This window comes from Nonomuraea sp. NPDC001636, assembly GCF_040298265.1.
Classification (GTDB): Bacteria; Actinomycetota; Actinomycetes; order Streptosporangiales; family Streptosporangiaceae; genus Nonomuraea.
The window spans coordinates 515,675-540,941 of record NZ_JBEOZT010000004.1; the positions used below are offsets into that span (position 1 = coordinate 515,675).

At 72.6% G+C, this 25,267-nt stretch carries 18 protein-coding genes; 7 read left to right on the forward strand and 11 right to left on the reverse strand.

Translation table 11 applies throughout. The annotated features are described in order from the left end of the window. Positions 1 to 32: 32 nt before the first annotated feature. Positions 33 to 1,640 carry a serine/threonine-protein kinase gene (locus ABT158_RS12005; protein ID WP_352352773.1) on the forward strand — a complete coding sequence of 536 codons (1,608 nt, stop codon included), beginning with the start codon at positions 33 to 35 and terminating at the stop codon, positions 1,638 to 1,640. Between the two features lie 22 nt (positions 1,641 to 1,662). On the opposite strand, the gene ABT158_RS12010 is transcribed toward ABT158_RS12005, so the two are convergent. Both ABT158_RS12010 and aceE read right to left on the reverse strand, forming a co-directional pair. Continuing rightward, on the reverse strand, positions 1,663 to 3,018 hold the full coding sequence (locus ABT158_RS12010; RefSeq protein WP_352352774.1) for a sensor histidine kinase: 1,356 nt from the start codon (positions 3,016 to 3,018) through the stop codon (positions 1,663 to 1,665). Positions 3,019 to 3,121: 103 nt separating this feature from the next. Continuing rightward, positions 3,122 to 5,569: a pyruvate dehydrogenase (acetyl-transferring), homodimeric type gene (aceE, locus tag ABT158_RS12015; protein WP_352352775.1), complete on the reverse strand. Its 2,448-nt coding sequence runs from the start codon at positions 5,567 to 5,569 to the stop codon at positions 3,122 to 3,124. 18 nt (positions 5,570 to 5,587) lie between these two features. Here aceE and ABT158_RS12020 point away from each other — a divergent pair, with 18 nt between their 5' ends. After that, positions 5,588 to 6,226, forward strand: coding sequence for a GntR family transcriptional regulator (locus tag ABT158_RS12020; RefSeq protein ID WP_502911511.1), 639 nt, complete (start codon positions 5,588 to 5,590; stop codon positions 6,224 to 6,226). Positions 6,227 to 6,245: 19 nt separating this feature from the next. On the opposite strand, the gene ABT158_RS12025 is transcribed toward ABT158_RS12020, so the two are convergent. The 7 genes from ABT158_RS12025 to ABT158_RS12055 form a co-directional block, all read right to left on the reverse strand. Next, the gene (locus ABT158_RS12025; RefSeq protein WP_352352777.1) at positions 6,246 to 7,628 is read right to left on the reverse strand and encodes a DHA2 family efflux MFS transporter permease subunit; all 1,383 of its coding nucleotides are present in this window, start codon (positions 7,626 to 7,628) and stop codon (positions 6,246 to 6,248) included. Between the two features lies 1 nt (position 7,629). Then, positions 7,630 to 9,255, reverse strand: a complete 1,626-nt coding sequence (locus ABT158_RS12030; protein ID WP_352352778.1) for an AMP-binding protein — start codon at positions 9,253 to 9,255, stop codon at positions 7,630 to 7,632. Positions 9,256 to 9,292: 37 nt separating this feature from the next. Continuing rightward, on the reverse strand, positions 9,293 to 10,132 hold the full coding sequence (locus ABT158_RS12035) for a family 3 encapsulin nanocompartment shell protein (RefSeq protein ID WP_352352779.1): 840 nt from the start codon (positions 10,130 to 10,132) through the stop codon (positions 9,293 to 9,295). Between the two features lie 9 nt (positions 10,133 to 10,141). Further along, positions 10,142 to 10,876, reverse strand: coding sequence for a sulfotransferase-like domain-containing protein (locus tag ABT158_RS12040; RefSeq protein ID WP_352352780.1), 735 nt, complete (start codon positions 10,874 to 10,876; stop codon positions 10,142 to 10,144). Continuing rightward, positions 10,861 to 11,844: an aldo/keto reductase gene (locus ABT158_RS12045; protein WP_352352781.1), complete on the reverse strand. Its 984-nt coding sequence runs from the start codon at positions 11,842 to 11,844 to the stop codon at positions 10,861 to 10,863. Before ABT158_RS12045 ends, ABT158_RS12040 begins: the two co-directional genes overlap by 16 nt. 16 nt (positions 11,845 to 11,860) lie before the next feature. Next, positions 11,861 to 14,899 carry a non-ribosomal peptide synthetase gene (locus ABT158_RS12050; protein WP_352352782.1) on the reverse strand — a complete coding sequence of 1,013 codons (3,039 nt, stop codon included), beginning with the start codon at positions 14,897 to 14,899 and terminating at the stop codon, positions 11,861 to 11,863. Between the two features lie 70 nt (positions 14,900 to 14,969). After that, positions 14,970 to 16,076, reverse strand: a complete 1,107-nt coding sequence (locus tag ABT158_RS12055) for an NAD(P)/FAD-dependent oxidoreductase (RefSeq protein ID WP_352352783.1) — start codon at positions 16,074 to 16,076, stop codon at positions 14,970 to 14,972. A 389-nt stretch (positions 16,077 to 16,465) separates the two neighbouring features. Between ABT158_RS12055 and ABT158_RS12060 the strand changes: the two genes are divergently transcribed. From ABT158_RS12060 to ABT158_RS12080, 5 genes are all read left to right on the forward strand, one after another. After that, on the forward strand, positions 16,466 to 16,768 hold the full coding sequence (locus ABT158_RS12060) for a 4a-hydroxytetrahydrobiopterin dehydratase (RefSeq protein ID WP_352352784.1): 303 nt from the start codon (positions 16,466 to 16,468) through the stop codon (positions 16,766 to 16,768). A gap of 108 nt (positions 16,769 to 16,876) precedes the next feature. Then, positions 16,877 to 18,589: an MFS transporter gene (locus ABT158_RS12065; protein WP_352352785.1), complete on the forward strand. Its 1,713-nt coding sequence runs from the start codon at positions 16,877 to 16,879 to the stop codon at positions 18,587 to 18,589. Positions 18,590 to 18,658: 69 nt separating this feature from the next. Continuing rightward, entirely contained in the window at positions 18,659 to 19,282 is a 624-nt protein-coding gene (locus ABT158_RS12070) for a TetR/AcrR family transcriptional regulator (protein WP_352352786.1), read from the forward strand. Then, a complete protein-coding gene (locus ABT158_RS12075; protein ID WP_352352787.1) occupies positions 19,282 to 21,018 on the forward strand; it encodes an ABC transporter ATP-binding protein in 1,737 nt (578 codons plus the stop codon). Before ABT158_RS12070 ends, ABT158_RS12075 begins: the two co-directional genes overlap by 1 nt. Continuing rightward, positions 21,015 to 22,967 carry an ABC transporter ATP-binding protein gene (locus tag ABT158_RS12080; RefSeq protein WP_352352788.1) on the forward strand — a complete coding sequence of 651 codons (1,953 nt, stop codon included), beginning with the start codon at positions 21,015 to 21,017 and terminating at the stop codon, positions 22,965 to 22,967. Before ABT158_RS12075 ends, ABT158_RS12080 begins: the two co-directional genes overlap by 4 nt. Positions 22,968 to 23,130: 163 nt before the next feature. On the opposite strand, the gene ABT158_RS12085 is transcribed toward ABT158_RS12080, so the two are convergent. Next, on the reverse strand, positions 23,131 to 23,694 hold the full coding sequence (locus ABT158_RS12085; protein ID WP_352352789.1) for a dihydrofolate reductase family protein: 564 nt from the start codon (positions 23,692 to 23,694) through the stop codon (positions 23,131 to 23,133). A 91-nt stretch (positions 23,695 to 23,785) separates the two neighbouring features. Then, positions 23,786 to 25,186, reverse strand: a complete 1,401-nt coding sequence (locus ABT158_RS12090; RefSeq protein ID WP_352352790.1) for an APC family permease — start codon at positions 25,184 to 25,186, stop codon at positions 23,786 to 23,788. Between the last annotated feature and the right edge of the window lie 81 nt (positions 25,187 to 25,267).

Consider the following 25,267-nt stretch of genomic DNA (forward strand, 5'->3'; position numbering starts at 1 on the left):
TGAGGGCGGGATGATCGGGTAGGCAGGGCGGCATGTCACTTTCGCACTGTGCGGGCTGGTTGCTGGCCGGACGCTACCGGCTGCTGTCCGAACTGGGCCGCGGTGGCATGGGCCGGGTCTGGCGGGCCCACGACGAGCTGCTCGACCGGCAGGTCGCGGTCAAGGAGGTCACCCTCGGGCACACGCTGGGGGCCGAGCGGGAACGCCTGCTCGGCCGCACGATGCGGGAGGCGCGGCTGGCCGCCCGGCTGAGCCACCCGCACATCGCCGCCGTCTACGACGTGGTGGTGGCCGACGAACGGCCGTGGATCGTGCTCCAGCTCGTGCCCTCGCGCAGCCTGGCCGACGTGATCGCCGAACGCGGGCCGCTGTCCCCGCCCGACGCCGCGCGCCTCGGGCTGCAGGTGCTGGAGGCGTTGAGCGCGGCGCACGCCGACGGCATCGTGCACCGCGACGTCAAGCCCGGCAACATCCTGCTGAACGGCGACCGGCACGCCCTGCTCACCGACTTCGGCCTGGCCACCACCCTCGACGACCAGGCCAACCTCACCCAGTCGGGCATGGTGGTGGGCACGCCCGCGTACATCGCCCCGGAACGCCTGCGCGGCGGCCACGCGACCCCGCAGGCCGACCTGTGGTCCCTCGGCGCCACCCTGTACGCGGCCGTCGAGGGCCAGTCGCCCTTCCCGCACAGCGGCCACCTGGCCGCACTGACCGCGGTGCTCACCTCCGAGCCCGCGCCGTTCCACCTGGCCGGGCCGCTCGCGCCGGTCATCGCCGGTCTCCTGGTCAAGGACCCCGCCCGCCGGATCGACGGCGAGGAGGCCCGGCGGCGCCTGACCCGGGTGGCCGCGCTGCGCGACGAGGAACCCCACGACACCGCCGCCATCCCCCTGGCCACCCCCCTGCCCAACACCGGCGACCTCCTTCCCCCCACCCTCTTCCCCCCGGCCCCCGCCCCGGAAGCCGGTCCCGCCCCCGCTCCGGCCCCCGTCCCGGAGACCGTTCCCGCCACGGCTCCCGCCCCGGAGGGCGTTCCCGTCCCGGAGGGCGTGCGGGAGGTGGGGGCCGTCGCCGGGGCGCGGCCGGACGCCAGGCGGCGGATCCCGGGCCGGGACCGCGCGGGACGCAGGACCGGCGAGCGGAACCACGCCGTGCGCCGGACCATGCCCGACGCCGCGCGAGGGCTCCGCGCCCACCGCGAGCTGCTGCCGTTCTCGGTGTCGATCCCGCAGCCGGGCAGGCCGCAGCGCTGGCGGCAGCTCACCGCCCTGGCCGCGCTCGTCACCAGCGTGCTCCTCACGACGTCCTGGAACGGCGACGGCGGCCCGCCCGCCGCCCCCCGCACGCCCTCCTACGCCGACCCGGCGCCGAACCAGGCCACCGAGCACGAGGGCATCATGCACGCCGTGGCCGTCGCGCGCGACCGCACCTCCGAGGGCGCTGCCGACCGCGCGGCCGAGCAGAGCGGCTCCCGCCGCCGTCCGCCCGCCCAGCCTCTCGCCCAGCCACCGGCCCAGCGGCCCGCCGTGACCGGCGCCACGTCCACCGCCGGCTCCGGCAAGGGGCGGAAGGCCGGCCATCAGGCCGGCAAGGCCAAGCACGGCAAGGGCCTGGCCCGCGGCCACGACAAGCACTAGAAACCCGCGGCCCCGCTCCCGGTCAGGCGAGGGGGAGGCGGAGGACGAAGCGGGCGCCCTTGGGGGAGTCCTCGATGGTCAGCGTGCCGTGGTGCGCGGTCGCGATCTCGCGGGCGATCGGCAGCCCGAGGCCGGTGCCGCCGGCGTCGCGGTTGCGGGAGTCGTCCAGGCGGGTGAAGCGCTGGAAGACGAGCTCGCGCTGGGCCGGTTCGATGCCTGCGCCGTCGTCCAGGACCTCCAGCACGGCCCGGCCGCCCTCCTGCCGGACCGTCACGGTGACCTGCGTCTCGGCGTGCCGCTCGGCGTTGTCCAGCAGGTTCGTCAGCAGACGGGTGAGCTGCAGCCGGTCGCCCATGACGATCACGCCCGCGTCCGGGCCGGTGACCACGCGCTTGGCCCGCGGCCTGGCGGTCTCGGCGGTGACCAGCTCGCCCAGGTCCACCGGCCGGTGGTCGCTCGGTGCCCCGGCGTCCAGCTTGGTCAGCGTGAGCAGGTCGGTGACGATGGCCTGCAGCCGGTCGAGGCTGGCCAGCACCTGGGTGCTGGTCTCCCGCCAGTCGGTCTCCTCCGGATGCAGCATGGCCTCCTCGACCTGCGCGCGCATGGCGGTGATCGGGCTGCGAAGGTCGTGCGAGGCGTCCCCGGCGAACCTGCGCTGCTGCTCCATCGCGGCCTCCAGGCGGGCCCGCGCCGTCTCCAGCCGTTCCAGCGTCTGGTTGGCGGTCTCGGCCAGGGCTCTGATCTCGTCGTCGGTGTCCGGGACGGGCACCCGCAGGCCGCCGCCGTCCGCGGTGATCTCGGCGAGCCTCTTGGTGATGGCGCTGACGGGGGCGAGCGTCCTGGCCACGACCCGCGACACCCCGAAGAAGGTCAGCCCGACCAGCAGCGCCGACACCACGATCTGGAACAGCACGACCTGCGGGCTGACGAACCAGGGGACCGCCGGGTCGAAGGCGTAGATGATCCAGGTGCCCTCGGGCTGGTAGGCGCGCAGGGCGACCACGAGCTCGCACCGGCCGGGGAAGGCCGGCAGGTCGCAGCTCCTGCTGACGTAGTTGGCCTGGTCGCGGGGGATGTGGGCGGTCTGGCGGGGGGCGTCGGCCAGGTTGGGCGTCCAGGCGACGGCCCGTCCGGCCGGGTCGACGACCTGGATGCCGTCGAGGCCGAGGGGTTCCAGCACCTGGGGCAGCTGGTTGCGCTTGACCATGAGGAGCACGCGCAGGGCCCGCCCGGACACGTCGCTGGCGCGCACGTCGGCGACGTCGTCGTGGATGCCGAACATGACGAAGCCGCTGACGACGATGTTCAGCAGCAGCATGGCGATGCCGGCGAGCAGTGCCAGCCGCGTACGCAGCGACCGGCGCAACCGTGTTCTCACCCGTCTCCCCCCGGGGACAGCAGAACACGGTTGGTGCACCAGGCCCTAACTTAGGGAGATTCCTCGATAAATACGGTTACGCCGGGACGAGTCGCCCCCGCTGCTACTCCTCCACCGCCTTCAGCACGGCGTCCGCGATCGACCGCGGATCGACCCCGAAGTGCCGGCGTACGGCCTCCCGGGTGTCGGAGAGCCCGAACCCGTCGGTGCCGAGCGAGGTCCACGGCCGGTCGATCCACGGCCTGATCTGGTCGGGCACGGCCCGCATCCAGTCGCTGACCGCGATCACCGGCCCCTCGGTCCCGGCCAGCGCCTGCCGCAGGTACGGCACCCCGGTCGCCGACATGGCCTCGCGCCGCAGCTCGCTCCACGAGGTGACCGACCAGACGTCCACGCCCAGCCCGTACTCCTCGGCCAGCAGCCGCTGGGCCTCCAGCGCCCAGTGGATCGCGGTGCCACTGGCCAGCAGGTGCGCGGCGCCGCCGCCGGCGGAGTAGCGGTAGATGCCCTTGACGATGCCCTCCTCGACGCCCTCCGGCATCGCGGGCTGGGGCAGCGGCTCGTTGTAGAGGGTCAGGTAGTAGAACACGTCCTCGGCGGCCTCGCCGTACATGCGCCTGAGCCCGTCGCGGACGATGACGCCGACCTCGTAGGCGAAGGCCGGGTCGTAGGCCAGGCAGGCGGGGTTGGCGGAGGCCAGGAGCTGGGAGTGGCCGTCGGCGTGCTGCAGGCCCTCGCCCGTCATGGTGGTGCGGCCGGCGGTCGCGCCGACCAGGAAGCCGCGGCCGAGCTGGTCGGCCAGGGCCCACATCTGGTCGCCGGTCCGCTGCCAGCCGAACATCGAGTAGAAGATGTAGAACGGCACCATCGGCTCGCCGTGGGTGGCGTAGCTGGTGGCCGCCGCGGTGAAGGAGGCCATCGACCCGGCCTCGGTGATGCCCTCGATGAGGATCTGCCCGTCCACCGCCTCCTTGTAGGCCAGCAGCAGCTCCCGGTCGACGGACTCGTACCGCTGGCCGAGCGGCGAGTAGATCTTCGCCGTGGGGAACAGCGACTCCATGCCGAACGTCCTGGCCTCGTCGGGCACGATCGGCACCCAGCGACGCCCGGTCTCCGGCTCCTTCATCAGGTCCTTGACCAGCCGGACGAACGCCATCGTGGTGGCGATCGGCTGCGTCGAGCCCTTGGCCAGGGCCGCGAACGGCCGCTCGCCCGGCTGCGGCAGCGGCCGGGCGGCGACCGTGCGATGGGGGATCGGGCCGCCCAGCTCCCGGCGGCGCTCGGCGACGTACCTGGCCTCGGCCGAGCCGGGCCCCGGATGCAGGTACGGCGGCAGCTCCCCGGCCAGCGCCGAGTCGGGGACCGGCAGGCCGAGCCGGTCGCGCATGACGCGGAACTCGTCGAGGGTGAGCTTCTTCATCTGGTGGTTGGCGTTGCGCGCCTCGACGCCCGCGCCCAGCGTCCAGCCCTTGACCGTCTGGACGAGCACCACCGTGGGCGCGCCTCGGTTCTGCAGCGCCCGGTGGTAGGCGGCGTACACCTTGCGCGGCTCGTGCCCGGCCCGCGAGCCGCCGACGATGCGCCGCAGGTCGTCGTCGGAGTACGGCACGTCGAGCCCCTGGAACAGGCGCTGCCTGATGTAGGCGCCGTCGGCGGCGGCGAACGTCTGGAACTGGCCGTCCGGCACCTCGCCGAGCCTGGCCACGAGCTCGTCGGAGCCGAGCAGGCCGTCCCACTCGGCGCCCCACAGCGCCTTGACGACGTGCCAGCCCGCGCCCCGGAAGACGCTCTCCAGCTCCTGCACGATCCGGGTGTTGCCGCGTACCGGGCCGTCGAGCCGCTGGAGGTTACAGTTGATCACGAAGGTGAGGTTGTCCAGCCCCTCCCTGGCGGCCAGCGTCAGCGCCGCCGTGGACTCCGGCTCGTCCATCTCGCCGTCACCGAGGAAGGCCCAGACATGGCTGTGCGAGGTGTCCTTGATGCCGCGGTTGTGCAGGTAGCGGTTGAAGCGTGCCTGGTAGACCGCGTTGAGCGGGCCGATGCCCATCGACACCGTCGGGAACTGCCAGAAGCCCGACATCGCCCTCGGGTGCGGGTACGACGGCAGCCCGCCCTGCGTCTCGCGCCGGAACAGGTCGAGCTGCTCCTCGCTCAGGCGCCCTTCGAGGAAGGCCCGCGCGTAGACGCCGGGGGAGGCGTGCCCCTGGAAGAAGACCTGGTCGTCCGTGCCGTGGAAGAAGTGGTTGAAGCCGACCTCGTACAGCCAGGCGGCCGAGGCGTAGGTGGCCAGGTGGCCGCCCAGGCCGAGCTTGCTGCCCCGGCTGACCATGACGGCGGCGTTCCACCGGTCGTAGGCCGCGACGCGTTCTTCGAGCTCCAGGTCGCCGGGGTAGGCGGGCTCCTCGGCGGTGGGCACCGTGTTGAGATAGCGCGTGCTCGTGGCGAGCCTGCGCAGCAGGTAATCGGCCCGATCGGGACCGGCCGCCCGCCGGACCGCCTCAAGCGATTCGAGCCATTCGGCGGTCTCCTGTGGATCCAGGTCTTTCTCCATGCTTCCATTAAACACCATATGATCGATCATCCGATGAAAGGATTATCAGTGGAGCCCGTGGTGCGGCCGCCGTTGCGCGAGGAGATCAGGAAAGTGCTGCTCGACGGCCTGATCAGCGGCCGGTGGGAGCCCGGCGAGCGCATCGTCGAGCGCCGCCTGGCCGCCGAGCTCCAGGTCAGCCAGGCCCCCGTCCGCGAGGCGCTGCGCGAGCTGGAGACGCTGCGGCTGGTCGAGTCGGCGCCCAACCGCGGCGCCCGGGTGCGCGGCTTCACCCTCGACGACCTGCGCGAGGTCTACCAGGTCAGGGCCGGCCTGGAGGAGACCGCCACCCGCCTCGGCCGCCCGCCGGCGGCGGCGCTGCGCGCCCACGTGGCCCGCCTGCACGCCGCCGCGGCCGCCGGCTCCCTCGACGACCAGGTGCGCCACGGCGTCGCCTTCCACCGGGAGATCGTCGCGGCCTCCGGCAACGCGCTGCTGGTGTCGGTGTGGGAGTCGCTCGGCGTCGAGGTCTGGACGCACGTGTCGATCCGGCTGTTCCGGATGCGGCCGCACGAGAACGCGGCCGACCACGAACCGCTGGTGGAGGCGTTCGAGCGGGACGACCCCCAGGCCGGCCGCCTGCTGCACGACCACGTCCTGGCCTACGCCCCCGGCTGACCGCCGGACCCGCGCGCCGTCAGGCGCGTTGCGCGGCGGGTTCGGCCCGCGGGGCGCGCAGGCCGGCGGCGGCGACGGCGACCAGCGCGCACAGGCCCAGCATCGTCAGCCACACCCCCTGGTACGCCCCGACCGCCCCGAGCCGGTCGCCCGACAGCACCAGCACCAGCGCCGAGACCCCGATGACGGCCCCGACGGCCCGCGAGGTCACCGACAGGGCGGTGCCGGTGGCCAGCCGCGCGGGCGGGATCTCGGCCACCGCCGCGCCGCTCAGCGACGTGATCAGCACGGCCACCGCGACCCCCGACAGCACCACCGCGGGCAGCACCACCGTCGGGTACGCCGGCTCGTCCCCCGTCGCGAACGCCAGGTACGCCGTGGACAGGGCCAGCAGCGCCACCCCGCACAGGGCGAGCAGGCGATGGCCGGTCCTGGCCGCCAGCCGCCCGGCCAGCGGCGCGGTCAGCACCTGGGCCAGCGCCCCCGGCGTGACGGCGAGCCCCGCGGCGGCCACGGAGTACCCCCAGATCCCGGTCAGGAACAGGATGTTGGCCAGCGGCAGCGCGAACATCACCAGCCCGACCAGGAACATCGCGAGGTTGGCCCGCTGCGTGCCGCGCGCCCGCAACGCGCCCAGGTCCACGATCGGCGCGGGATGCGTGCGCGCCCGCCGGACGAACAGCACGGCCACGACGACGCCCGCGACCAGCGCCGCGATCGTGCCGGGGCCGCCCGGCCCCCACGCGTCGCTCTGCACGATCGCCAGCGAGGGCAGCCCGATGGCCCCCACCAGCAGCAGCAGCCCGGCGATGTCCGGCAGCCTGGACGTGGCCGCCTCGCCCGCCCCCTTGGGCACGATCCGCCAGGCGCCCGCCAGCACCGCCGCCCCGACCGGCAGGTGCAGGAAGAACACCGTCCGCCAGTCCCAGACGCCGACCAGCATGCCGCCCAGCGACGGCCCCGACGCCGTCGCCACCGACTGCGCCGCGCTCCACAGCCCGATCGCCGTGCCCCGGCGTTCCGGCGGGTAGTACGGCAGGATCAGCGCGAGCGTCAGCGGCGTGATCACCCCGCCGCCCACGCCCTGCACGACCCGGGCGGCGATCAGCGCGCCGGCCGACGGCGCGACCGCGCATAGCGCGGCGCCGACCACGAACACCGCGAGGCCGGTCAGGAACACCCGCCGCGCGCCGAACCGGTCGGCCAGGCCGCCGGCCGGCAGCAGCGCCGCGGTGAACACGATCGCGTAGCCGTTGAACACCCACGACAGCTCCGGCAGGCTGCTGCCGGGGAAGCTGCGCAGGATGTCGGGGAAGGCGATGTTCGCGAGCTGCACGTCGATCGCGCCGAGGAAGGCGCTCCCGCACAGGACGGCGAGCGGGAGCGCCCGTGAACCGGCCACCTCAGTCCGACGCCGCGCCGAACCGCTCCCGCAGCTCGACCTTGCGGATCTTGCCGGTGACGGTCCGCGGCATCTCCTCGACGATCTCCAGGCGTTCGGGCCAGAACCAGTCGTTCACGCCGGCCTCCTTGAGGTAGGCGCGCAACTCCTCCAGCGTGGGCGGCTCGCCCGACGGCGTGACGACGGCGCACACCTGCTCGACCAGCGCCGGGTCCGGGATGCCGATGAGGGCGATGTCGCGGATCGCCGGATGCCGCCCGAGCAGCGCCTCGATGTCGCTGACCGGCAGCTTGAGGCACATGTTGGCGATGATGACGTCCTTGGTCCTGCCGGAGATGCGCACGCCGCCGTAGCCGTCGTCGCGGGCCAGGTCGCCGGTGTCGAACCAGCCGTCCGGGGTGATCGACTTGGCGTAGATCTCGTCGCGCAGGTAGTAGCCGAGGCACTGGGCCGCGCCGCGTACCTGGAGGGCGCCGATCTCGCCCTTCTCGACCGGCTTGTTCTCCTCGTCGACGATGCGCACCTCCATGCCGGAGATGACCGTGCCGTCGCTCTCGCCGGCCCGCTCGGGCGGGTCCTGCGGCCTGGTCATGGTGACGCCGCCGTTCTCGGTCATGCCCCACAGCGCGTACACGCGCACGCCCAGCGTCTCGGTGACCCGTTCCACCAGGTGCGGGGGGACGGGGGCCGAGCCGGAGACGAAGACGCTCAGGCTGGGCAGCTCGCGCGGCCGGGCCGCCTGCTCCTCGCTGATCTCCCGGGCGAACGGCGGCGAGCCGTAGTACATGGTGACGTCGTGGTCGGACATCAGGTCGAGGTAGACGCCGGGATCCCAGGCGTCGGCCGTGACCGCGGTGCCGCCCAGCGTCAGCGCCGTCAGGTACGCCATCACCAGGCCGACGTAGTGCATCGACGTCTGGGCCGTCATGATGACCAGGCTCGGGTCCAGCCCGAACGCCTCCGCGTAGCCCTTGATGTCGGCGTACAGGGTGTTCTGGCTGTGCAGCGCGCCCTTGGGCTCGCCGGTCGTGCCCGAGGTGAACAGGATGAGGAACGGGTCGTCGGGGCCCAGCTCGCGGCCCTCGACGTCGGCCGGGTCGCCCGGTTCCGGGTTGAGCAGGAGCTCGTCGAAGTCGAGCGAGCCGGGCGGGCCGCCGCCGCCGACGACGATCACGTGCTCCAGGCTCGGGATCTCCCGGGCCAGGGTCATCCCCGTCTCGGCCGTGTCCAGGTGGCCGATCCGGCTCGTGGTGACGAACAGCTTCGCCTCGGTCAGCCGGATCATGAAGTCCAGCTCGCGGTGCCGGTAGATGGGCATCTGCGGGGCGATGCGCGCGCCGACCTTCATGCACGCCAGCGCGAGGGGCAGCGTCTCCCTGCGGTTGGGGAGCTGGATGGCGACGAAGTCGCCCGGCCGCACGCCCAGCCGGACCAGGCCGTGCGCGATGCGGTCGGTCATCGCGCCCAGCTCGGCGTACGTGACGACGTCGGTGACACCGTCGGCGACGCGCCGGCTGATCAGTGCGGCCTTGTCGGGAGACGCACCGATGTTGCGGCGTAAGTCGTCCAGAAAGGTCTCGTCGCGCCACCAACCATTGCGCCGGTATTCCTGGCTCGTGTCCGACACGGTCACCGCCTTTCGTCGTTCTCGTTCTACTTGATTGCTAGGAAGTGGGAAATATGGTGTTTTCCCCGGCAGGGGTCACCAGGTAGAACAACCCCGGCAGATGCACCGCGACGCCCTCGTACACCTCCGCGCAGACGGCCACGCCCGGCCGGGCGAACGTGCCGGGCGGCGGCTCGGCCACCCGGATCACCGAGCGGCGCGCGTCCAGCAGCCTGGCCGCCACGGAGATGTCGCCGACCAGGGCGTCCCCGGGGGCGACCCACCGGTTGCGGCTGACCTTCATGCCGTTGCCCTCGGCCAGCTCGGCCAGCAGCCCGCCGCGGCCGATCAGCCGGTGGTAGTAGTCGCGCGGGTTGACGATCATCGCGTGCGGGGTCGCGCCCGACTGCTCGACCTCGTCGCAGGCCGACAGCACGCCGTGGACGTAGTCGTCGTACGGCAGGCGGGCGATCTCCGGATGGCCGAGCAGGGCGGTGGTCAGGGCCAGGTTCTCGGCCGTGGCCAGCCGGACCAGCAGCCGGTAGTCGAGGAAGGTGGCCAGGGCGTCCGGGTCGGCGGCCAGGCCGTCGGGGATCTGCACCCAGGCCCGGATCGGCTGCACCTTGGCCTCCGACATGCCGAACCTGAAGGCCGCCTCGCGGCGCACGTCCGAGTCGCGCACCGACCGCCGCTCCTCCTCGCCGGGCGGCGACTCCGTCCAGAACCGGGCCGTGTCGCCCTCGACGGGGACGACCTTGAGCAGGTTGCGCACGGTCAGGCGGGGCCGGTCCTTGGTCGGCTCGTGCGCCTCGGTGATGGTGTAGTCGAAGGTCACTTCCGCGTGGCCGGGGTCCTCGGCGTAGGCCCGCGCGAACAGCCGGCCCGGTGACTCTGACATGGATGCTCCCTATTCGTCCTGGACGAGGCGCTGGTAGAAGGGGAGATGGTGGTCGTAGAAGGCCCGCAGGGCCGGATGGTTGTCCACGGTGGCGGCGTAGACGTTGCCGCGCTCCTCGAACCCGGCGCTGCCGCTCGCGTCCAGGTGCCAGCGGCGGGTCCGCCCCCACTCCGGGCGGTCGCCGGCGGCCCAGCTGAGCGAGCCGGGCAGGAAGGGCAGCCCGGTGTAGGCGCAGAACTCCTCGACGACCGCCGCCGGCTCGCGGATCAGCCGTTCGGTGCGGATCACCAGCGGCCGCCGTCCGGTCGCCTCCCGGACCAGCTCGTGCAGCAGGAACAGCCGCTCGTAGCCGATCTCGTCGCAGGTCACCGCCGGTTTGATCGCGTAGTGCGAGGCGATGGTCGGCCGCGGGTCGCGCACGATGAACGTGTGGACGATCCCCGCCAGGTCTTCCGGATGCTTGAACAGGTGCGGGTACTCGTAGTCGAGCACCTCCTTGACGAACACCGGCCGCGCCCGCGCCAGCTCGGCCAGCCGCACCAGCAGGTCCTTCTCCGAGCGGGCCGTCACCTGGCCGCCGTCCGGCGCGGGCAGCGTCAGCGAGCCCTCCTCGGTCAGCGCCAGGAACGGCTCGTGCAGGACGGCCACGTCGCCCCGCTCGATCATCATGCGCAGGAACGCCGTCGAGGCCGAGCGCGAGTGCGCCCACATGGCGACCAGCGGCCCGCTCACCCCGACCACCACGCCGGCACCCGGTCCCAGCGGTGCCGCCGCAGCTCGCCCAGCAGCTCAGGGTCGAGCGGCCGCCCGTCGGAGACGCCGAGGTTGGCCCGCACGTGCGCCGGCCTGCGCATCCCCGGGATCACCGTGCTGACCGCCGGGTGGTGCAGCACGAACCGCAGCGCGACCTCCGGCAGCGAGAGCCCCTCCGGGAGCGCCGCCTTGAGCCGCTCGGCCCGCTCGACGCTCGGCCCCAGGTTCTCCGGCCCGAAGTACGTGCTGCGCCAGTCCTCCTCCGGCCACGTGCTGTCCGCGGTCAGGGTGCCCGTGAGGGTGCCCTCGTCGAACGGCACCCGGGCGATGATGCCCACGCCCTCGCGCAGCGCCCGGTCGAACAGCTCGTCCTCGGGAGCCTGGTCGAAGATGTTGTAGATCACCTGGATGACGTCGATCAGGCCGGTGTCGAGCGCGGCGAAGCAGTTGGCCGGCTCCCACCGGTTGACGCTGATGCCGACCGCGTCGATCAGGCCCTCGCTCTTGAGGTCCCTGATCGCCTCCTGCCACCGCTCGTCCCGGGCCCAGCGGTCCTCCCAGGTGTGGAACTGCATGAGGTCGATGCGCGAGACGCCCAGGTTGTCCAGGCTGCGGTGGGTGTACTCGCGGATGTGCTCGGCGGGGTAGGCGTCGTCGAGGGTGTCGTCCGGTCCGGGGGGCCATTCGCGGTTCTTCGGCGGGATCTTCGTGGCCACGTACAGCCGGTGGCCGGAGTGGCGGCGCAGCAGCGCGCCGAGCAGCTGCTCGCTGACGCCGCGGCCGTAGACCCAGGCGGTGTCGAAGAAGGTGCAGCCCAGTTCGACGGCCTCGTCGAGGCACCGGGGGGCGACGTCGTAGTCCCAGCCGGTGAAGCCGCCGGGGCCGCCGCCGATGCCCCACATGCCGTAGCCGACCTCGCTGACCTCCCAGCCGAGGTTTCCCATCTTGCGGTAGCGCATTCCTGACCTTTCCTGATCAACCGGTGGGCACCCGCTGCCCGGCGGTGCCCGCCAGGCGGGCGTGGTAGGCGGCGATCGGGCCGTCGAGGGTGCCCTCGCCGAGCCGCCATCGCTGTTCGAGCCTGTGGCACTCGTCCTTGCGGAACAGCGCGGGGTTGTCGGTGAGCAGCCCGCCGAACGCCCGGCGCAGCTCCTCCTCGTCCGCCGCGGCGGGCAGCAGGGAGGCGAGCGTGATCAGCTCGCGGTCCCCGCTCGCCCGGCCGGTCTCGCGCACGAGCCGCGCGAAGTCGCCGCACGGGATGGGCGTGACCGGCACGCCCGCCCGCGCCGGCACGTCGTCGATGCGGACGCTCTCGGCGCGGAAGACGTGCAGCGTACGGCCCCAGACCTCGGGGTCGGTCACGGCCGCCCCGACCCGCGCGGCGACGTAGTCGACCGGGGTGTAGTCGGTGCGCGTGGCGACGTCCGGACGCACGCCGAGCCGCACGAACGCCGACAGCAGCAGGTGGGTGAAGGCGACCGGGTTCGGATAGCCGTTGTCGGCGCTCGGCATGATCTCGCCCAGCCGCAGCACGGTCACCAGCGCGCCCCGCCGCCGGGCCTCGGCCAGGTAGCGCTCGGCGATCCACTTCGACCGGCTGTAGCCGCCGCCCGGCGGCCTGGCCAGCGCCGGGTCGCAGTCCTCCGGGACGCGCTCGCCCCTGTGGAGCGCCTCCGTCTGCAGCGCGCCCAGCGTCGAGACGTAGTGCAGCGGCACCGGGTGGTGGGCCATCGCCAGCCGCACCAGCTCGATCGTGCCGCGCACGTTGGCCTGACGGTGGGCGCGGTAGTCGAACAGGAAGTTCACCATCGCGCCGTTGTGCAGCACCAGGTCGCAGGCTCGGGCCAGATGCTCCCAGGTGGAGCCGTCCAGCCCGAGGCCGGGTAAGGACAGGTCGCCCGCGTAGCCCTCCAGCCGGTCGGCGAAGCGCGGCTCCCACAACCCCCGCTCGGCGAGCGCCGTCACGACCCGGGCCGTGGCCGCCTCGTCGTCGGCCGCCCGCGCCAGGCAGCACACCCGCAGCCCGCCACGGCTCAGCAGCTCGTGCACCAGGCGGCTGCCGACGAACCCGGTGGCCCCGGTGACCAGCACCGTACGCAGCCGCTCCGGCCTGGACGCCCGCCGGATGGGCTCCCCGTCGGGCACCACGCAGTCGCGGGCCATCAGCACCGACTCCTCCTCGATGGCCTCGTGGTCGTGCCGCCGCCGCTCGATCAGCCGGGCCAGCGCGGCGGCCGTCGGGTGGTCGTACAGGTCCTTGACGTCCACGCGCACGCCGGTCTCGGCGGTGATCATGTGGACCACGGACAGGGCCTGGATGGAGTCGCCGCCCGACTCGGCGAAGTGCGTCTCGGCGGTCAGGCCGGGCCAGCCCAGCGCCGAGCGCATCGCCCGCAGCACCTGGTCGCCCAGGCACGCGGTCGGCGCGCTCTCGGCCAGCAGCGCGGTGTCCTCGGCCAGCCGGCCGTCGAGGATCTCCTGGAGCCGGCCGCGGTCCACCTTGCCGTTGTCGTGCAGCGGCATCTCGGCCAGCGGGAAGAAGTAGCGGGGGACGCTGGTCCGCGGCAGCGTGCGGCGCAGTTCGGCGGCCAGCGCGGCCTCGGTCAGGCCCCTGCCGGAGGCGAACAGCGCCAGCGCCTTGACGCCCGCCTGCTCGGCCACCAGGACCTCGGCCTGCAGCACGCCGGGGCAGCGCTGGGCCGCCGCGGCGATCTCGCCCAGCTCGATGCGCACGCCGTGGATCTTGACCTGGAAGTCCTTGCGGCCGGCGAAGAACAGGCGGCCGTCGTCGTCCAGGTGGCCGAGGTCGCCCGTGAGGTAGAGGCGCTCGCCCGGGATCTCGTCAGGGAACGGGTTGCCGACGAACGCCCTGGCCGTCGCGGCCGGGTCGCCCAGGTAGCCCGCGCCCAGGCAGACGCCGCCGATCGCGATCTCGCCGGTCGTGCCGGGCGGGACCGGGCGCAGGTCGTCGTCCACCACGACGGCGTAGCAGTTGTCGATCGGGCGGCCCAGCGGGACCGCGTCGCCGTCGGCCGCCGACACCCGGTGGAAGACCATCCCGATCGACGCCTCGGTCGGGCCGTAGCCGTTGGTCAGGTCGAGGCCGGGCAGCAGGGCCATCAGCCGGTGCACCGCGCGCGGGCTGACCGCCTCGCTGCCGACGACGAGCCGGCGCAGGGACGACAGCGCGCTCAGGGCGGCGGCGTCGCCGTCCACGATGGCGACCAGGGCGTTGAAGACGCTGGAGACGAAGTCGGCGGTGGTGATGCCGTACCGGGCGATCAGGTCGATGGTGTGCCGGAGGTTGAGGAAGTCGCCCTGCACGGGCAGCACCGTGCGCCCGCCGGTGGTCAGCGGCCAGAACAGCTGCCACAGCGCGGAGTCGGAGGTGTGCCTGCTGTTCTGCAGCACGACGTCGTCGCCGGTCGCGGCGAAGTAGCGGGTCATGAAGCGCAGCCGGTTGGCCAGGCCGCCGTGCCGGTTCATCGCGCACTTGGGGGTGCCGGTGGTGCCGGAGGTGAAGTAGCCGTACGCCAGGTCGTCCGGGCCCAGCTCGACCGACGGGCGCTCGGCGGTCGGGACGATCGTGTCGATCCCGACGATCACCGCCCGATCGGCCGCGCCCGGCGGCAGCGGCTCGCCGCCCGCGCACAGGATCGGCCCGTCCGGCAGCACGTCCAGCGTGTCGCGCACGCGCTCGACCGGCCACGACGGGTCGAGCGGCACGAACGCCGCGCCCAGCTTCATCAGCGCCAGGTACGCGACCGGCAGTTCCAGCGAGTTGACCAGCAGGGCGGCGACCACGTCGCCCTTGCCCACGCCGTGCCCGGCCAGCGTCGCCGCCAGGCCGTTGACCAGGTCGTCCAGTTGCCTGTAGGTGAGGGTCCTGCCGTCGAAGGTGACCGCCGGCCGCTCCGGGCACCGGTCGGTCTGCTCCTCGATCAACGCCGGGACGGGACGGAACGGGCCGAAGTCGACCGCCCGGCCGGTGAAGCCGCGGGTGTTGCCGGTCATCTCCACCTCTCTGTCAGGAATGTACGAACGGCGACCGGCCCCTTTGCCCCACACGCCCCCGTCGCCTTCCTCATAGGCGTTCCAAGTCGTTCCGGAGCCGGCCCGGCGCGTACGCCGGTTCGGCGGCCCCGTCCGTCGCCGCGGCGGCGGCGAGCCGGCCCGCCTCGGGCGACGTCTGCACCCCGTAGCCGCCCAGGGCGGCCAGCCAGACGAACCCCGGCGCGCCGGGGTCCGGCCCGATCACCGGCGTCCCGTCGGCCACCTCGCTGCGCAGCCCCGCCCAGGCGTGCCGGACGCTGCGGATCTCCAGCGTCGTGGCCTCCTGGACGCGCCGCACGCCGACGGCGACGTCCAGGTCGTCGGGGCGGGCGTCGCAGGGCGGGACGGGCGTGGCGTCGGCGGGGGAGACCAGCAGCCGCCCGGACTCGGGCTTGACGTAGAAGGTGTCCGCCACGTCGGTGACCATCGGCCAGGACCGGGCGTCCGTCCCCTCGGGCAGGTCGACCAGGAACGCGGTCCTGCGCAGCGGGCGCAGGCCCACCGGCCGCACCCCGGCCAGCCCGGCGACCTCGTCGGCCCACGCCCCGGCCGCGTTGACCAGGATCGGCGCGGCGTGCTCGCCCGCGTCGGTGACCGCCCGCCAGACGCCGCCCGTGCGCGACAGCGCCCGGACCCGGGCGGAGGTGAGCACCTGGCCGCCGCTGGCCTTGATGCCGCGCAGGAAACCCTGGTGGAGGGCGTCGACGTCGATGTCCATCGCGCCGGGCTTGAGCATCGCCCTGCTGAACCGGCCCGGACGCAGGATCGGGCAGAGCGCCGCGGCCTCGGCGGGGTCGATCTCCACCGCCGGCGTCGGGGCCCGCCGCCCTTCGGCCAGCGCCTCGTCGAACAGCTTCTCGCCGCCGTGCGGGCACAGCGCGAGCACGCCGCGCGGGCCCAGCAGCGGGACGTCGGCGAAACCCGGTGGAGGCGCGGCGAGGAAGTCCCTGCTCGCCGCCGTGAGAGCCCGGACGGCCCGGTTGCCGAAGTACTCGGAGAAGAGGGCCGCCGACCGTCCGGTCGAGTGGTGGCCGGTGACCTGCTCGGCTTCGAGCAGGGTCACGGTGCCTGACCTGGCGAGGAAGAACCCCGCGCAGGCGCCCGCGACGCCGCCCCCGACAATGAGAAAGTCTCTCACGTCCGTAAACTGATCACATTTCACCGTGTTTCGGCAAACAGTTTGTACGTCCTGACAGAAATGACTTGCCCGAAATGCGTAGTAAGTCAGGTCGTAAATGCTGTAATTCAAGCATTTATATAAACGATCTTGCGATTACCGGCCTGTCAGGGGCTCGGCGGCGGTGGCCGGGCGTCCCGGCGGCGTCAACCCCTATGTCAGAAACGGCGCAGGCGTGCGCTCCGAGTGTCAGATCCGGTCGCTGAGCGCGCGCAGCAGACGTCCGGAACCGCCGGCGCTCGACCCCCTCCGTGAATCGCGGCACTACACGCTGTAGAGGAAAGCGGCGGGTGTGAAGCGGCCCATCGGTGGTAGCCGAGCGTCGGGAAGCCGACGACTTGGGGGGCAACATGGCCGAGCGCCTGACCGACGAGGACATCGACACCGCCCTGGCGGCGCTGGAGGGCTGGCGGCGGGACGCCGACGCCCTCGTCAAGGACGTGCCGATCACGCCCGACAGCTACGGCTGGCTGAGCGAGGCGGTGCACAACGAGGGCGCCACGCTGGGGCACCAGGCCGAGATCGAGCGTACGGCGGAGGGCATCCGCTTCCGGCTCTCGACGGGCGAGGCCGGCGGGGTCACCGAGCGCGACGTCGAGCTCGCCGCCCACATCGACCAGGTCCTCGACGGCGGCGCCCGCGACCGCGGCTGACCTGTCGGCGCGCCGGCGCGCCTCTGCCGCGGGAGCCGATGTGCAGGGCGCACAGGTTGTGCAGGGGGCACATCCTGTGTAGGGTGCATTCGGACAATAGGGGGATTAATGGTGCATTCCGCGCCCAGCCCGCGCTCCGGCGGCGGGATCGTCAGCGTGCTCGCGGTCGCCGGCATCGTCGGCTCGCTCATGCAGACGCTGGTGGTGCCGCTCATCGGCCGGCTGCCGCGGCTGCTGCACGCCAGTGCCGCCGACGCGTCATGGGTGATCACCGTGACGCTGCTGGTCGGCGCGGTCGCCACCCCCGTCATCGGCAAGCTCGGCGACCTCTACGGCAAGCGCACCATGATGCTCGTCTGCTCGGTGCCGCTCGTCGCCGGGTCGGTGGTGTGCGCGCTGTCCGGCTCCCTGATCCCCATGATCGCCGGACGCGGCCTCCAGGGGCTCGGCGTCGGCATGATCCCGCTCGGCGTCAGCGCGCTGCGCGACCTGCTGCCGCCCCAGCGGGTCGGCCCGGCCATCGCGCTGATGAGCTCGTCCATGGGCATCGGCGGCGCGCTCGGGCTGCCGATCTCGGCCGCGGTCGCCGAGTACGCCGACTGGCGGGTGCTGTTCTGGGGCTCGGCAGCGCTGAGCGTGCTGGTCGGGGTGCTGATCTGGCTGCTGGTCCCGGCCACGCCCGCCGCCGCCGTCCGGGGCCGGCTCGACCTGGTCGGCGCGTTCGGCCTGGGCGCGGCGCTGGTCTGCCTGCTGCTCGGCGTGTCGAAGGGCGGCGACTGGGGCTGGTCGAGCGGCGCCACCCTCGGGCTGCTCGGCGGCGCGGTGCTGCTCGCCCTGCTGTGGGGGCTGTGGGAGCTGCGCGTCCGCGACCCCCTCGTGGACCTGCGCACCACCGCCCGCCCCCAGGTGCTGCTCACCAACGTGGCCTCGATCCTCGTCGGCTTCGCCATGTACGCCCAGTCGCTGGTCCTCATGCAGATCCTGCAGCTGCCCGCGGCGCTCGGCTACGGCCTGGGCCAGTCGATGCTGGCCGCCGGGCTCTGGATGGCGCCGTCCGGGCTGATGATGATGGCGGTCTCCTCGCTCGGCGCCCGGCTGTCGGCCGCCCGCGGGCCCAAGACCAGCCTGTTCGTCGGGGCGCTGGTCATCGCGGCCGGCTACGGCACCGCGCTCGGCCTGATGGGCTGGAGCTGGGGCCTGATGATCGCCGGTTGCGTCGGCAGCGCCGGGGTCGGCCTGGCGTACGGCGCGATGCCCGCCCTCATCATGGGCGCGGTCCCGAGGAGCGAGACCGCCTCCGCCAACAGCTTCAACACCCTGATGCGCTCCATCGGCACCTCGGTCTGCGCCGCCGTGATCGGCGTCGTCCTGGCCCAGCTCACCGTGACGGTCGGCGGCCACACGCTGCCCTCGGAGACCGGCTTCCGCACCGCCCTGCTGATCGGCTGCGGCGTCGCGGTGGTCGCCGCGCTGGTCACCCTCACGCTGCCGAAGGCCAGGGCCGCCGCCGCCCCGGCCCCCGTCGCCGCCGCGACCCCCGCCCCTGCCTCTGCCCCGGCCCCGGTGGCCGGGCCCGCCCCGGCCGCCGCCGACGTCCTCGGCCCCTGGGAGGACGCGTTCCGCACGCACGACCCGGCCCCCGAGGGCCGCCACCACCCGCGGCCGGTCCAGGAGGAGGCCGGCGTGCTCTCCCTGGAGGAGCGGGACGAGCTGCTCTGGCTGCGCCGCGAGAACGCCGAGCTGCGCCGTGAGCTGGACGTGCTCATGCGGGGCGCCGGCGTGTGGCTCAAGAACCTGGCCGACGACAAGCCGGCGGGCTGACCTGCCGATCCACATGTCCGGCAAATAATGATTTGAACGAGCGAGTACTCACTCATTACGCTCGTCCGCATGACCAAGAGGCGACGGGTGCCCGCGATGGCGCCCGAAGACCGCCGTGCCGCCCTCATCGAGGCCACCGTCCCCCTGCTGCGCGCGCACGGCACCGCCGTCAGCACCCGCCAGATCGCCGAGGCCGCGGGCGTGGCCGAGGGCACGATCTTCGGCGTCTTCCCCGACAAGGCCACGCTGCTGCGCGCGGCCCTGATGCGCGCGTTCGACCCCCGTCCGGCCGAGGACGCGCTCGCCGCCATCGGCGCCACCGCCGGGCTGCGCGCCCGGCTGCGTGAGGTGGCGGCGCTGCTGCGGGCCGGCATGAAGGCCAACGTCAACATCTTCGCCGTGCCCCGCGAGCTCATGGCCGAGGACGCCGAGCTCCGCGAGCACATGCTGGACAGCCGCGCCCGCATCACCGCCGCGATCGCCGCCCTCGTCGAGCCCGACCGCGACCATCTGCGCCGCTCGCCCATGGCCACGGCGCAACTGCTGCTCATGCTCGTCTCGGTGAGCGTCCACCGCGGTTTCGGCCTGTCCGACGACTTCGGCGACATGGACGACGAAGAGCTCGTCTCCGTCCTGCTCGACGGGCTGCTGCTGCCCTCCTACCGCGCCCCCATCACAGAAAGCGTCCGTTGATGCTGCTCCGCCTGCTGCGGGTCCAGCTCAGGCCGTACGGGAAGGAGATCACCCTCGTGGTCCTCTTCCAGTTCGTGCAGACACTGGCCACGCTCTATCTCCCCACACTCAACGCCGACATCATCGACCACGGCGTCATCACCGGCGACACCGGTTACATCATGCGCGTCGGGCTGGTGATGCTCGGCGTGACGTTCGTCCAGATCGTCTGCTCGATCGTGGCCGTCTACTACGGCGCCAGGACGTCGATGGCCCTGGGCCGCGACCTGCGCGCCGCGATCTTCCACCGCGTGCAGGGCTTCTCGGCGCAGGAGGTGAACAGGTTCGGGGCGCCGTCGCTGATCACCCGGACCACCAACGACGTCCAGCAGGTGCAGCTGCTCGTGCTGATGACGTTCACGATGATGGTGGCCGCGCCGATCATGTGCGTCGGCGGCATCGTGCTGGCGCTGCGCCAGGACACCGCGCTGTCGTCGCTGCTGCTCGTCGTGCTGCCGGTGATGATCCTCATCGTCGGCCTGGTCGTCTGGCGGATGCGGCCGCTGTTCCGCACCATGCAGGAGCGCATCGACCGGATCAACCAGGTGCTGCGCGAGCAGATCACCGGCATCCGGGTCATCCGGGCGTTCGTCCGCGACCGGCACGAGCGCGAGCGCTTCGGCGTGGCCAACGACCGGCTCACCGACGTCTCGCTGCGGGTCGGCCGGCTGATGGCGCTGATGTTCCCCTCGGTCATGCTGGTCGTGAACGTCTCCAGCGTCGCCGTCATCTGGTTCGGCGGCCACCGCATCGCCGACGGCACCATGCAGGTCGGCGCGCTGACCGCGGTCATCTCCTACCTGATGCAGATCCTGATGTCGGTGATGATGGCCATGTTCATGTTCATGATGATCCCGCGCGCCGAGGTCTGCGCCGAGCGCATCGAGGACGTGCTCGGCACCGACTCGACCGTCCACCCGCCCGCGGACCCCGTCACCCCCGACGGCCACCGGGGCGAGCTGGAGCTGCGGTCGGTCGACTTCCGCTACCCGGGCGCCGAGGACCCGGTGTTGTGCGGGGTGAGCTTCGCCGCGCGGCCGGGCCGGACCACCGCGATCATCGGCAGCACCGGCAGCGGCAAGACCACGCTGCTCAACCTCGTCCCGCGGCTGTTCGACGCGACCGCCGGCGACGTGCTGGTGGACGGCGTCAACGTCCGCGACCTCGACCCGGCGGCGCTGTCCCGCGCGGTCGGCCTGGTCCCGCAGTCGCCCTACCTGTTCTCCGGCACCGTGGCCTCCAACCTGCGCTACGGCCGGCCCGGCGCCACCGACGAGGAGCTGTGGCAGGCCCTGGAGATCGCCCAGGCCCGCGAGTTCGTCGAGGCGATGCCCGGCGGCCTGGACGAGCCGATCTCCCAGGGCGGCACGAACGTCTCCGGCGGCCAGCGCCAGCGCCTGGCCATCGCCAGGACCCTCGTCCACCGGCCCGAGATCTACCTGTTCGACGACTCCTTCTCCGCCCTCGACTACGCCACCGACGCCCGCCTGCGGGCCGCCCTGGCCGAGGAGATCGCCGACGCCACGATCGTCATCGTCGCCCAGCGGGTGAACACGATCCGCGACGCCGACCTCATCCTCGTGCTCGACGAGGGGCGGGTGGTGGGCAGCGGCGACCACGCCGAGCTCATGGAGACCTGCCCGACCTACCGCGAGATCGTGCTGTCCCAGCTCACCGAACAGGAGGCCGCGGCATGACCGCCCAGGCTCCCGCGCGCCGCCCGCAGCCCGCCTTCGGGCCGGGCAGGATGATGGCCGGCCCGGCCGAGAAGGCGCTCGACTTCGGCGGCACGCTGCGCAAGCTGCTGCGCCTGCTGCGGCCCGAACGCGCGCTGCTCGGCGTCGTGCTGGCGCTCGGCACGGCCAGCGTCGCGCTCACCGTCACCGGGCCCAAGATCCTCGGCCACGCCACCGACCTGATCTTCTCCGGCATCGTCGGCGCCCGGCTGACCCCCGGGCTCACCAAGGAGCAGGCCGTGGCGGGCCTGCGCGCCAAGGGCGAGGACAACTTCGCCGACATGGTCGCCTCGATGACCGTCGTGCCCGGCCAGGGCATCGACTTCACCGCCCTGGCCCACGTCCTGGGCTGGGTGCTGGCCATCTACGTGGTGGCGGCGCTGCTCGGCATCGCGCAGTTCCGGCTCACGACGACCATCGTCCAGCGGGCGGCGTCCCGGCTGCGCGAGCGGATCGAGGCCAAGCTGGCGCGGCTGCCGCTCAGCTACTTCGACGGCCAGCCGCGCGGCGAGATCCTCAGCCGCGCCACCAACGACACCGACAACATCGCCCAGACCCTCCAGCAGACCATGAGCCAGCTCATCTCCTCGGTGCTGACCGTCGTCGGCGTGCTGGTGGTGATGTTCTGGATCTCGCCGGTCCTGGCGCTCATCGCCCTGGTCACGGTGCCCGTGTCGGTCTACGTCACCGCCGTCGTCGGCAAGCGGTCGCAGCCGCAGTTCGTCAAGCAGTGGTCCTCCACCGGCAAGCTCAACGGCCACATCGAGGAGATGTACGGCGGCCACACCCTGGTCAAGATCTTCGGCCGCCAGCAGGAGGCCGTCGCCACCTTCGAGGAACACAACCAGGCCCTGTACGCCGCCAGCTTCCGCGCCCAGTTCATCTCCGGGCTCATCCAGCCGGCGATGATGTTCATCGGCAACGTCAACTACGTGCTGGTCGCCGTCGTGGGCGGGTTCAAGGTGGCGTCGGGCGCGATCTCGCTGGGCGACGTGCAGGCGTTCATCCAGTACTCCCGGCAGTTCAGCCAGCCGCTGACCCAGGTGGCCGGCATGGCGAACCTCGTCCAGTCGGGCGTCGCCTCGGCCGAGCGGGTCTTCGAGCTGCTGGAGGCCCCCGAGCAGTCGGCCGAGCCGGCCGAGCCCGCCCGTCCCGCCGAGCTGCGGGGGCGCGTGGCGTTCGAGAACGTCTCCTTCCGCTACGCCCCCGACCGGCCGCTGATCGAGAACCTGTCGCTGACCGTGGAGCCCGGCCAGACCGTGGCCATCGTCGGCCCCACGGGAGCGGGCAAGACGACTTTGGTCAACCTCATCATGCGGTTCTACGAGGTGACCGGCGGCCGCATCACCCTCGACGGCGTCGACACGGCCGAGATGTCCAGGGAGGAGCTGCGCGCCGACATCGGCATGGTGCTCCAGGACACCTGGCTGTTCGGCGGCACGATCGCCGAGAACATCGGCTACGGGGCCGAGGGCGCCACCCGCGAGCGCATCGAGGCCGCCGCCCGCGCCGCGCACGTCGACCGCATCGCCCACACGCTGCCCGACGGCTACGACACGGTGATCGACGAGGAGGGCGCCACGGTCAGCGCGGGTGAGAAGCAGCTCATCACGATCGCCCGCGCGTTCCTGTCCGAGCCGGCGATCCTCATCCTGGACGAGGCCACCAGCTCGGTCGACACCCGTACCGAGGTGCTCATCCAGCGGGCGATGAGCTCGCTGCGCGAGGGCCGGACCAGCTTCGTGATCGCCCACCGCCTGTCCACGATCCGCGACGCCAGCCTCATTCTGGTCATGGAGGAGGGCCGAATCGTCGAGCAGGGCACCCACGAGGCCCTCCTGGCGGCGGACGGCGCCTACGCCCGCCTCTACTCCGCCCAGTTCGCCCAGGCCGCCGTCGAGGTGGACTGACCGCCATTCTCCCGGGCCTTCGCTTTCCCGTCATTGACGGCCGGACTATCTCCTGGTCAGCGGCATCCTGACCAAAAGCGAAGTGCCCGGGAGGCCATTCCCGGGCACGTGCGCTCTTTCGCCTTCCGCGGTTCACGGCCCGCCACGGTGGAGGGCGGACCTCTCAGGACCGTTCCGGCTCGTAGTGCAGGCCCACCACGCCGCAGTCGAACGCGCGCGCGCCGACCAGGCGCAGCCGGTGGTAACCCTCGCCCGCCGGGAACAGCGGCAGCCCGGCCCCGATCGCGACCGGGTTGACGAACAGGTGCAGCTCGTCGATCAGCCCCCGCGAGATCAGCTGCCGGCCGATCGAGGCGCCGCCGGCCACCATCACGTCGCCGCCCGGCTTCGCCTTCAGCTCCTCGATGGTCTCGGCCGGGTCGCCGCCCGCCACGACGGCGTTCTTCCAGGGCGACTCGGTGAGGCTGCGGGACATGACGACCTTCGGCGTGTTGATCATCTTGTCGATGCCCTCCTCGGTCTCGCCCGCCGGCCGCGACTCCCAGGCCGGGATGAAGCCCTCGGCCAGCTTGCGGCCCAGCACGATGGTGTCGACCGGCTCCCAGAGCGCACCGACGTGGGCGTTGATGTCGTCGGTCCAGGGGAACGTGACCCAGTCCATCTCGCCGGCGGGGCCGCCCACGAAGCCGTCCGTGGTGATCTGGAGCTGCAGCTTGACCTTGCGCATCTGATATGTCCCTTCCGGTTTCGCTCTGTGTGGTTCCCAGCTTGCCGGAGCCTGCTTACGGTCTGCTTCCGCCGGTCTTAAGGTCGCCGGTCTATGGTTGCCGGGCGGACCGGCGCCTGGCCGACGACCAGGACGCCGCCCACAGGATCACGCCGATCACCAGCAGGATCCCGGCGATCTCGTACTGGCCCGCCGGACGTCCGGAGGACCACGGCAGCACCAGGTAGAGGCAGGTGACCGTGCCCACCACGGGGAGCACGCGGCCCGCGTTGAAGTGCTCGGCGCCGGTGACGTCCCGGCGCAGGACGAGGACCGCCACGTTGACCGCCGCGAAGACGGCCAGCAGCAGCAGCGAGGTCGTGCCGCCCAGCAGCGCCACCACCGGGCTGTCGGGGACCAGCGAGACGAACGTGATGAGGCCGACGGCGATCACCGTGGTGAACAGGATGGCGGCGTGCGGCGTGCGCCGGGTGGCGTGGACGGCCGACAGGAACGGCGGCAGCACGCCCTGCTTGCTCATGCCGTACAGCAGCCGGCTGGCCATCAGCATGTTGATCAGCGCCGAGTTGGCGACGGCGAACATCGAGATGAACGGCAGCAGCGAGGCGATCGGCACGCCAGGAGCCGCCGTCTGCACCACCGTGACCAGCGGCGTCTCGCTGGCGGCGAGCTGCCCGACCGGGACGACGGCGACCGCGCAGATCGACACGAGCACGTAGATCACGCCGGTGATGCCGATGCCGGCGAACATCATGCGCGGGAAGATCCGGGTCGGGTTCTTGGTCTCCTCGGCCATGTTGACGGAGTCCTCGAAGCCGACCATGGCGAAGAAGGCCAGCGACGTCGCGGCGCTGACGGCCAGGAACACGCCCTTGTCGGCGGGCGTCTCGAAGGCGACGACGCGGGAGAAGTCGGCGTGGCCGCCGGAGATGAAGTACCCGCTGAGCACGATGACCATCAGCAGCCCCGACAGCTCGACCGCGGTGAGCACGACGTTGAGCTTGACGCTCTCGCCGACGCCGCGCAGGTTGACGGCCAGGATCAGCAGCATGAACCCCACGGCGATCAGCAGGATGACGCCGTTGCCCGCGTCGAGGCCGAACCCGGTGGCGAGGTTGGCGGCGAAGGCCCGCGAGGCCGCCGACGCCGACGTGATGCCCGAGCACATCACCGCGAAGCACACCAGGAACGTCAGCGCGTGCTTGCCGAACGCCTTGTGCACGTAGAGGGCGGCGCCCGCGGCCTCCGGATACTTGGTGACCAGCTCCAGGTAGGAGCAGGCGGTGATCAGCGCGACGACGAAGGCGATCGTGAAGGGCAGCCAGGCGGCGCCGCCCACCTCGCCGGCGACCTGGCCGGTCAGGGCGTAGATGCCGGTGCCGAGGATGTCGCCGACGATGAACAGCAGCAGCAGGCCGGGGCCCATCACCCGCTTCAGGCTGGGCTGGCCGCTGCCGGCCTCGGGCGGGCTGGGGGGACTGATCTGAGCCATGGGGGTGGTCCTTCTCGTCCGTGAGGATGACGGCTACGTCAGGTGCGCGGGCGACGGCGAGCCCCGGCCGGTCGCCGCGCG